Source organism: Massilia sp. 9I (assembly GCF_902506415.1).
In the GTDB taxonomy this organism is placed as follows: domain Bacteria; phylum Pseudomonadota; class Gammaproteobacteria; order Burkholderiales; family Burkholderiaceae_D; genus Telluria.
Window position 1 is genome coordinate 1 of record NZ_LR733279.1, and the last position, 10,067, is coordinate 10,067.

At 63.9% G+C, this 10,067-nt stretch carries 6 protein-coding genes and 1 rRNA gene; 5 read left to right on the forward strand and 2 right to left on the reverse strand.

Features of this window, described 5'->3' with window-relative positions; genetic code table 11:
• Positions 1 to 447: 447 nt before the first annotated feature.
• The 5 genes from GV068_RS24780 (at position 448) to GV068_RS24800 (ending at position 8,100) form a co-directional block, all read left to right on the forward strand.
• Positions 448 to 1,605: an alginate lyase family protein gene (locus tag GV068_RS24780; RefSeq protein WP_159705580.1), complete on the forward strand. Its 1,158-nt coding sequence runs from the start codon at positions 448 to 450 to the stop codon at positions 1,603 to 1,605.
• A gap of 97 nt (positions 1,606 to 1,702) precedes the next feature.
• The gene (locus GV068_RS24785; protein WP_159705583.1) at positions 1,703 to 2,926 is read left to right on the forward strand and encodes an alginate lyase family protein; all 1,224 of its coding nucleotides are present in this window, start codon (positions 1,703 to 1,705) and stop codon (positions 2,924 to 2,926) included.
• Positions 2,927 to 3,057: 131 nt separating this feature from the next.
• Positions 3,058 to 3,468, forward strand: coding sequence for a DUF2061 domain-containing protein (locus GV068_RS24790; RefSeq protein ID WP_159705586.1), 411 nt, complete (start codon positions 3,058 to 3,060; stop codon positions 3,466 to 3,468).
• 126 nt (positions 3,469 to 3,594) lie between these two features.
• A complete protein-coding gene (locus GV068_RS24795) occupies positions 3,595 to 6,495 on the forward strand; it encodes a response regulator (RefSeq protein ID WP_159705589.1) in 2,901 nt (966 codons plus the stop codon).
• A gap of 18 nt (positions 6,496 to 6,513) precedes the next feature.
• A complete protein-coding gene (locus tag GV068_RS24800; RefSeq protein WP_159705592.1) occupies positions 6,514 to 8,100 on the forward strand; it encodes a response regulator in 1,587 nt (528 codons plus the stop codon).
• 20 nt (positions 8,101 to 8,120) lie between these two features.
• On the opposite strand, the gene GV068_RS24805 is transcribed toward GV068_RS24800, so the two are convergent.
• Both GV068_RS24805 and rrf read right to left on the reverse strand, forming a co-directional pair.
• Entirely contained in the window at positions 8,121 to 9,827 is a 1,707-nt protein-coding gene (locus GV068_RS24805) for a hypothetical protein (RefSeq protein ID WP_159705595.1), read from the reverse strand.
• Between the two features lie 125 nt (positions 9,828 to 9,952).
• A 5S ribosomal RNA gene (gene rrf, locus GV068_RS24810) occupies positions 9,953 to 10,065 on the reverse strand.
• Positions 10,066 to 10,067 lie beyond the last annotated feature (2 nt).

The following is a 10,067-nucleotide window of genomic DNA, read 5'->3' on the forward strand; positions in this document are numbered from 1 at the left end:
CCGTCATCCCATTGCTGGGACAACGCTTAATACTTTTGTGAACATTTGATAATTTAAGTAATCACTGACCGAAGCCAGTGGCACCTTCATCAAACGCCCACACTTATCGACTGTTGATTGTTAAAGATCGGTGTTCTGTACTACCTTGCTGCACTGTGCGAAGCGTTGTGTTCGTCAGCAGCAGAGAAGTGAGATTATGCAGTGTTTTGCGCTTCTCGTCAACCCCTCGTCTCTTTCGCGTTCGCTGCCTGAAAGGCTGCGGTGTGCGTCGGAGGAGCGAGACTATAACAAAGCCACCACTGGGATGCAAGCCCTGACCAATCGGACTGGCTCTCCGAAATTAATGGAAAACGATTTCTAAAACAAGACTCTTTATGATGAATTAAAAGATCGGATATACTGGGTTAAACGTTTAACATGACTCATCAAATCTAAAGCGGCGTCCACATGGCATCCGATAGCCCACTCCTCACTTTGCTGTTGCTGTGCTGCTTATGGACCCCTGCCTCGGCACAGCCGCTGGACATCGCCCGCCTCGATCAGCCACGCATCCTGCGCGTGGCTGACGCAGCCCTGGCCGAGGCGCCGGTCACGATCACCGCCTTCCCCAGCCCACGCAGCAGCGGTGGCGTGCACGATTTTTATTCGGAGGGCGATTACTGGTGGCCGAACCCGGCCAATCCCAGCGGACCCTACATCCAGCGCGACGGCCTGACCAATCCCGACAACTTCGTGGCGCACCGGCGCGCGCTGGTACGCCTGTCGTTGCAGGTGCCGGCATTGGTGGCGGCGTGGAAGACCACCGGCGAGCAGCGCTACGCCCGACACGCGGCGGCCCACCTGCGCGCCTGGTTCATCGACCCGGGCACCCGGCTCAATCCGAACCTGCAGTACGCCCAAGCCATCTTCGGCAAAACGACCGGGCGCGGAATCGGCATCATCGACACCGTCCACCTGGTCGAAGTGGCACGCGCCATCGAAGTCCTGCAGGAAGGCGATGCCTTGTCCGGCAAAGAGCGTCAACAAATCGTCGCCTGGTTCAGCGACTACCTCCACTGGCTGACGAGCAGCAAGAACGGCATCGAGGAACGGGAAGCGAAGAACAACCATGGATCCTGCTGGCTGCTGCAGGTGGCCGCCTTCGCTCGCCTCACCGGCGACCAGCAGTTGCTGGCTTACGCGCGCGAGCGTTTCAAGAAAGTTCTGCTCCCGACCCAGCTAGCCGCCGACGGCAGCCAGCCGCTGGAACTGAAACGGACCAAACCCTACGGCTATGCCCTGTTCAACCTGGAAGCGCTGGCCGCGCTATGCCGGATCCTGTCGACGCCCGCAGACAATCTCTGGACCTATGTCACGCCCGACGGCCGCGGCATGGCCAAGGCAATGGCTTGGATGGCACCCTACATACGCAACAAGGCCAGCTGGCCCCTGCCGGCGGACGTCATGTATTTCGAAGAATGGCCCATGCGGCAATCGAGCCTGCTGTTCGCCGGACACGCGTTGGGCCGCCCGGACTACCTGGCCCTGTGGGCCACCCTGCCCGCCGACTCATCGGTGGAGGAAGTCACCCGCAACTTCTTCATCCGCCAGCCCGTGCTCTGGTAATCCCCCACTATATAAAACTAGGAGACAAGCTTTGAACGAACAGCCCAAACAGGTACGGACCGCCGAAACGCATGGTCAGCGGGCGCGCGGCGTCCCCATGCTCCGGTCCTTGTGGCATGCGACCGTGCTGGCGGCGGTGTTGTGCGGTCCCGCGCTTGCAGCCTCGCCGTCCCAGTTCTACACCTACGATCCGGCCGACCTGGCGCTGGCAAAGCAAAAGCTCGCGGCGCGCGATCCGCTCTACCAGCCGTCGTACGACAGCCTGCTCAAGGAAGCCGATGCGGCCCTGACGCACCGCCGCTACAGCGTCGTCGACAAGACCTTGAGCCCGGCCAGCGGCAACAAGCACGACTTCTTCAGCTTTGGCCCGTATTGGTGGCCCGATCCGGCCAAGAAGGACGGCCTGCCCTATATCCGCAAGGATGGCCTGCACAACCCGGCCGCGTCGACCGAGGGCACCGACAGCCAGCGCATAGGCAGGTTCGCGCATGACGTCAAGGTGCTGGCACTGGCCTGGTACTTCACTGGCGAGCGCAAATACGCGGTGAAGGCAGGCGAGCTGGCGCGCGCCTGGTTCCTTGCCTCCGAAACCCGCATGAACCCGAATCTGGACTACGGGCAGGCGATTCCGGGCCGCGTGGACGGGCGCGGCATCGGCATCATCACCAGCCGCGTCCTGATCGACGTGATGGACAGCCTGGCCCTGATCCAGCCGACCGACGCCTTGAGCGACGCCGAGAACGAGGCGGTGCGTGGCTGGTACCGCACCTACCTGGACTGGCTACTCAACAGCCGTCATGGTTTTGAAGAGGGAAACGCGCATAACAACCACGGCACTTTCTATTCGGCGCAGGTGGTGGCGTTTGCCTTGTATACCAACCGTCAGGATGTCGCCACGCGCGAGCTCGACATCACCAAGATTCGTCGCATCGCCGGCCAGATCGACCGCGAGGGCAAACTGATCGCAGAGCTGGAGCGCACGCGGCCGGCCGGCTACACGAATTTTGCCCTCGAGGCGTTCGGTTACCTGGGGCGCTACGGTGAGCTGACCGGCCAGAAGGTCTGGGAACATGGCGAGGACGCGCACAGCATCGCCCAGGGTTACCGCTTCGTCGCGCGCTATGTGAACGGCGAGAAGTGGCCGTACCAGGAAATCGATCCCAAGGAGGGCTCGCCGGACGGCTTCAACAAGCATGCGATGCAGAACATGCTGGCGGCGGCGCGCGCTTACAAGGGCGAGCGGGTGTTCGCCGAGAAGGCGCGCTGGCTGCTCGAGCATTACCCCGGGCAGCTGGATGCGTTGATCTTGCCCTTGAAGTAAGCGTTTTCAGGAGCCCCCTCCGGCGATAGCTTGCGACTATTAATTTGTTTAGTTTAATTCACTTTAGACTATGAATGAGAATCGCTATCATTCGTCTACAGCAGTGTTAACGAAACATAGGAACAAGCATCATGGTCACCGCCGCCAAGAAAACCAGCCAGGTCGTCGCCCACATGGCTATCGCCTTCGCGATCGCCTATGCCGTGACGGGCTCGGTCGTCTTCGGCGGCCTGGCGATCATCATCGAGCCGGTGATTAATGTGCTCCTCCTGCCCTTGCACGAAAAAGCCTGGCTGGCCATTCGCGCGAAGAGCTCGTCCACGCGAGACCGCTACCTGCGCATTGCTGCGGAAAAGCTGAGCCAGACTATCCTCCATATGGGCGTCGCCTTCACCGTGATGTACTTGGCGACCGGCTCGCTCGCCCTGGGCGGTATGGCTGCCTTGCTCGAGCCTGTATGCAATGTCCTGTTGCTCCCACTCCACGACCGCTTCTGGAACAACTTGGAGCAGCGCCTGAACGGCAACATGCATGCAGTTTGAACACGGTGATGGCATGCAGATAAGACACTAAAGGTTCAGTCTCCAGTGTTACACTGTCACGCTGGCGCCGACACGTTGTCCGCGTCACGGCCCTGGCGATCTTCGCCGTCGACCAGATGAGGCAGTATGAGCAAGATCGTTTGGCCCGCTTCGAACTCCGAAGCAGCCGAGCTGATTAGAACGCGGGACTGGAGCGGCACACCGCTCGGCCCGATCGACAGCTGGCCGCCCCTGCTGCGGACGCTGGTCGACGTCGTCCTGCGCTCGCCCGCCAGCATGGCCCTGATCTGGGGCGACGACAGGATCCTCCTCTATAACGACGGCTACGCGCGGGTGTGCGGAAACCGCCATCCGCATGTCCTCGGCCTGCCGGCACGCGATGCATGGCCGGAAGCCTGGGACTTCAACAAGGAAGTCTTCGACGCTTGCTTCGCCGGCGAAGACCGGGTCTTCCGCGACGCCCATTTCATCCTCGACCGCCACGGTACGCCGCAGGAAGTCTGGCTCGACCTGTATTACGGACCCGCCGTGGACGAACATGGCCAGGTACGAGCTATCCTCAGTACCGTGCTCGAGACCACCGACCGTGTGCGCAGCGAACAGCAACGCCAGCTGCATGAAATTCGTCTCGAGCAGGCCAATCGCCGGCTGTCCGGCGACATGGACTTCCTGAATACCCTGTTCCGCCAGGCGCCCAGCTTCATGGCGGTGGTGACGGGGCCCGAGCATGTGTACGAGCTGGCCAACGACGCTTACCTGAAGCTGGTCCAGCACCGCCCCGTGATCGGCAAACCGATCCGGATTGCGCTGCCCGAGCTCGACGGACAAGGCATCTACGAACTGCTCGACGCTGTCTACCACAGCGGAGAGCCCTACCATGGCCGCAACCTGGAAGTCCAGCTGGACCCCGGCAACGGACAAGGGATGGAGCGGCGCATCCTCGATTTCGTCTACCAGCCACTGAAGGACGCGAGCGGCCGCACGCACAGCATCTTCGTCGAGGGCGTCGACGTCACGGACCATGCGCTGACCGAGGAACGGCTGCGCGTGGCCCAGGAGGCGGGCGAGATCGGGACCTTCGAGTGGTACCCGGCCACCGGCAAGGTGGTGGTGTCGGATGCCTATCGGCGCATCTGGGGCTTCGCTCCCGACGTCGAGGTGACGGCCGATCTGCTGCTTAGCCAGGTCGATCCATCCTGCCTCCACTTGGCCGGGCCCAACCGGCTGGGCAATGAATCGAACCCGCTCGGGTATTCGGAATACCTGATTACCCGCGCCGATACTGGCGAGCGGCGCTGGGTTGCGCGCCGCGGCCAGGCGGTGCCGAGCACGATCGCCGGCGAACGGCGCTACCTCGGTGTCGTGTTCGACATCACGGAACGCAAGCGCATCGACGAGAACCTGCAGCAGGCGCAGGCCGCGCTGCGCGAACTGAACAAATCGCTGGAACGCAAAGTCGTCCTTGAGGAAGCCGAACGCTTCAAGGCCGAGGACGCGCTGCGCCAGGCGCACAAGATGGAAGCCGTCGGCCAGCTGGCCAGCGGCGTGGCCCACGACTTCAACAACGTGCTGCAGATCATCTCGAGCAACCTGCAGCTGATGGAACTGGATGGCATCGGCAGCGTCCTGGGAGCGCGCGTGGCGAGTGCGGTGGCGGCAGTCGACCGCGGCTCGAAGCTGTCTTCGCAGCTGCTCGCGTTCGCGCGCCGCCAGCCGCTGCAGCCAGTGGCGACCGACCTGGGCCGCCTGCTGTCCGACATGGAGTCGCTCCTGCTGCGCGCGCTGGGCGACCGGGTCGTGCTCGACCTGCGCCGCGCGCCCGGCCTGTGGAATGCGAGGGTCGACCGCAACCAGCTCGAGAACGCGATCCTCAACATGGCGATCAACGCCCGCGATGCCATGGGCGGCAGCGGCCGCCTCACCATCAGCGTCGGCAACGGCGAACAGGATAGCGACGCGGCCGGCCACGTGCTGCTGTCGATCACGGACACCGGCTGCGGCATGACGCCGGAGGTGCTCGGCAAGATCTTCGATCCCTTCTACACGACCAAGGCGCCGGGCAAAGGTACGGGCCTGGGCATGAGCATGGTGTACGGCTTCGTCAAGCAGAGTGGCGGCGAGATCCGCATCGAGAGCAGTCCGGGCAACGGCACGCGCATCGTGATTCACCTGCCGCGCGCCGAGGGCGACGCCCTTCACGCGCGGGTGGCCGGCCAGGCCGACGTGCCAGGCGGCGACGAGACCATCCTGGTGGTCGATGACGATGCGGCCGTGGTGGCGACCACCACCGAACTGCTGGCGGGCCTGGGCTACCAGGTGCTCAGCGCCGAGAGCGGGCAGCAAGCGGTCGCAGTGTTGCGCGCAGGCGTAGCGGTCGACCTGCTGTTCAGCGACCTGTCGATGCCGGGCGCGGTCGATTGCGCCTCGCTGGTGGCGCAGTGCCGCCAGTTCTCACCGGGCACCCGCATCCTGCTCACCTCGGGCCACGTGCCCGACGGCTCCTTTGACCAGGGCATCGAGCTCCTGCCCAAGCCGTACAGCCGCGAACAGCTGGCGCAGATGATCCGCCGCCAACTCGGCGCATCGCGCCTGTCCGTGCCGATGGCAGCGCCGGCGGTGGTGGACGAGGTGGTGCGCACGCCGAAGCTAGAGGACAAGGCGCGCCGCATCCTGGTGGTGGAAGACGATCCGGACACGCGCGAACTGGCCTGCGAACTGCTGGCCGCGCTGGGTCATGCAGCCAGCGGCAGCGGCTCGGCCGAACATGCGCTGACGCTCCTGCACGAGCACGAAGTCGACATTGTGTTTACCGACCTGAACCTGCCGCGCCAGTCGGGCACCGAGCTGGCCGCGCGCGCGATGGCCCTGCGTCCCGGACTCAGGGTGATCCTGACCTCGGGCGAAGGGAACAATATCCGGGTTCCGCCGGACAGCGGCATCATCGTGCTGCCCAAGCCCTATGACCTGCTGCAGCTCGAACTCAGCATCGCGCAGGCTTCGCTCGAAGCCGGCGCGACCTCGCCATGACACGCTGACGGACACGCGATGCTAACCAAGACAATCGATACGCGGGTGCTGCTGGTCGACGATCACCTGATCAACGCCGAGCTGGTCAAGAGCATGCTGGAGGACGAAGCGGGCATCGTGCTGGAGTACCAGCAGGACCCTTCGCGCGCGCTCGAGACCGCAGCGGCCTTCGTTCCGTCGGTGATCATGGTCGACCTGCACATGCCGATGATCGACGGCCTCGAGGTGATCAAAACCCTGAAACAGGACCCGCGCGTGGCGCAAGTCCCGATCATCATGCTGTCCTCGAATAGCAGCCCGCAGGTCAAGGCGAGCGGTTTCGAGGCCGGCGCGATCGACTACCTGGTCAAATGGCCGGACAAGGTCGAATTGACGGCGCGGCTGCAGGCGCACTCGCGCGCCTACCGCGCGATGCAGGAGCGTGACCGGGTTGCCGACGCGCTGCGTACGAGCCAGGCCGCGCTGTTCGAGCGCACCCGCGAGCTGGCCAGCGCACAGGCTTCGCTGCACGAAGTCGAAAAAATGGAAGCGATCGGCCAGCTCACCAGCGGCGTGGCGCACGATTTCAACAACGTGCTCCAGCTGATCAACGGTCACCTGCAACTGCTGCGGGTCGCACATCGCGCCGACGAGCGCACGGTGAAACGCCTGGACGCCGCGTCCGAAGGCGTGCGCCGCGGCGCCCAGCTGGCATCGCAGATGCTGGCCTTCGCTCGCCGGCAGCCGCTGGCGCCGGTGGCGTTCAACGTGGCGAAGCACCTGCGCAGCATGGAAGCGACGATCCGCCAGACACTCGGCCCGCATGCGCTGTGCCTGACGATGGACGAGAAGCTGAACGCCTGCATCGATCCGGCGCAGTTCGAAAAAACCATGCTGCACCTGGTGCAGAATGCGACGGAAGCCATGAGCCTTGATGGCTGGCTGGACATCGCCGTCGACGCGGCGCAGCTGCCGGGCGGCGACAGCGCCGAAGCGCCGGGCTATCTGCGCGTGCGCGTCGCCGACAACGGCGCCGGCATGCCTGAAGAGGTGCAGCGGCGCGCGTTCGAACCCTTCTTCTCGACCAAAGCGGGCAATCGCGGCGCCGGACTGGGACTGAGCCTGGCCTTCGGCTTCGTCAAGCAGAGCGGCGGCCAGATCGAGCTGGCCAGTGTGCCGGGCAGCGGAACGACGGTCACCATGTATTTCCCGCTGCTGCGCACGGCGGCTGCGGAAGAACTGGCGCCGACCCTGGCACCGAATCCCGTGCGCACGGTGCTGGTAGTGGAAGACGAAGCCCCGGTGCGTCAGGTCAGCGTGGAAGTGTTGCGCAAGCTCGGCCTGTGCGTGCTCGAAGCGGGCGACGGCGAAACGGCGCTCGACATGATCCGCCAGGGCCTGCCGATCGACCTGGTGTTCACCGACATCGTGATGCCGGGCCAGGTGACGGGGCGGGATCTCGCACGGGCGGCGGCGGAGCACCTGCCGCGCGCAAAAGTCCTGTTCGCGTCGGGCTTCCCGGCGGGGATGGACGAGGAGTGCGAGCAGGTGCAGCGCACGCAGCTCCTGCGCAAGCCCTATCGGCTCGATGAGATGGCGCGCGTGGTGCAGGAATTGCTGGCCTGACGAGGCAGGCGACAGCAATCTCAGTGCACCAGTTCTTCCAGCGTCGGCGCGCCGCGCCTGGTATCCGCTGCCGATTTCTTCTTGCGCCGACGCGCGATGAGTGCACCCAGCACAACACAGACGCCGATGCCGATGCCTGCGATCGGTAGCGGGACGGGCGACGGCTCTTCTTCCGCGACGCTGGCCGGGTCACGGAGCCGCTGTGGGAAGGGACGCGGCTCGACCGGCACGATCTTCCAGTCTTTCTGGTCGTCCGGCACCCGCGCGCGGAATTCGTCGAAGGAGAACACCGGCGCCGAGCCGGCAGCTCGGCTCGATGGCACCTGCGGGATGCGGACCAGGAAGATCGCCTCGACGTCCTTGCTCAGCTGCTGCTCGTACGGGGACAACTTGCGCTGCACGGCGCCGCCCGCACCGACCAGCTGCAGCAGGTCCTGCCCCATCGCCTCGAACGCGACCGCCGGCAGGAGCCGGGTCTGCTCCTCGTTCAGGTAATCGTAGATCTTGCGGCCACTCTGCAGGCTGCCATCCTTGGCCGCGACATAGGCGTATGCAGCGAGCGATTTGAAAGGCGCGGTCGGTCCCTGTTTGGGGATATGCCAGCCGAGCGCATCGAACACGTCGACACTGATGCCCGCGCAGTTCGCACTGGCGTGGCGGTACTGGAAATCGTGGCGGTAGAAATGGTTGAAGACGCGCTGTACGCCGCCCTGGAATGCTGCCGCGGTGCGGGTGTCGTTCAGGACGGCGACCAGCATGTACGAGGGACGGTAATACTGCTGGCCGCTGTTCAGGTCCATCAGATAGTTATCCATCGGGAGCGTGGCGGCGACGATCCCCTTTTCGCTGAACGAGTCGAGGTTGTAGAAATTATTGACCGCCCAATTCGACCACTCGCCGCGGTCGCCGATGCGTCCGGTGGCAATGGCGAAATGCCCACCGAGCGATTCATCGTCGTCGCCCTGGGCGCCGTTCAGGATGAAACCCAGCACGGGCTTCTGTTTCCAGTCGCGCGCCTGGCCGGGCTTGCGTTCCCACACCAGGCGGGTTTCGATGCCTCGGGCGTCCTTGATGGGTTCGCGCACGAAGGCATTCAGGTCCGACGGCTTCTGCAGGGGCTTGCTTGCCCAGCCAGCCGGTCGAAAAGCGAAATCGCTGGGCCAGATCGTGCGCGCGACAAAGACGTCCTTTCCGCCGGTAGCATCGAGTGCGCCGCGGATGCGTACTTCACGGCCGCTGAGCCAGTCGGCGGTATCGCCGTTGGCATAGGAGAGATTGGTAGCGATCTTGGGAACGAGCCTGATGTCGAGTTCCTTGCCGCCGGCAGTGCGGGCGCGCTGCGCGCCGGGCAGCATGACTGCCCCTTCGAGGATGCTCGGCGCGCCGATCCATACCATGGAGGGATGCTGGAGTTGGGCAGTTTGTCCTGCGGCGGCCCACTTGGCAACGTCGCTGTTCCGGTCGACGCCCGGGGTGAAACCCGAAACGGCGGCGCCTGTTCCAGGAACGGCAATCAGCTCGTTCTCGAAATACCAGAGACCCTGTTTGGGAACCTGGCAGTCCGTGCATTTCCCCTTACGCAAACGGAAACTCTCGCCCGGTAGGAGGCCGATGTATTCCGACTCGAGCGCGGCTTTGACGCCGGTCGATGCGGTGGGAATACCTTCTGCCGCGGAGGCGAAGCTAGCGAATGCCGCAGCGGCTACACCGAGAATTTTTCGCGCCATGATTGCCGGAGAATGTTGCAATCAGCCAATTATATCGACTGCCCTGCCGGCAAAACTCACTGAAACTCTCGATGTACAAAGCAAAAAACCCCACCGGGTCACCGGTGGGGCTCTTCTTATAACTAGCCTGACGATAACCTACTTTCACACTGGTTGCAGCACTATCATCGGCGCAAAGTCGTTTCACGGTCCTGTTCGGGATGGGAAGGGGTGGGACCGACTTGCTATGGTCATCAGGCT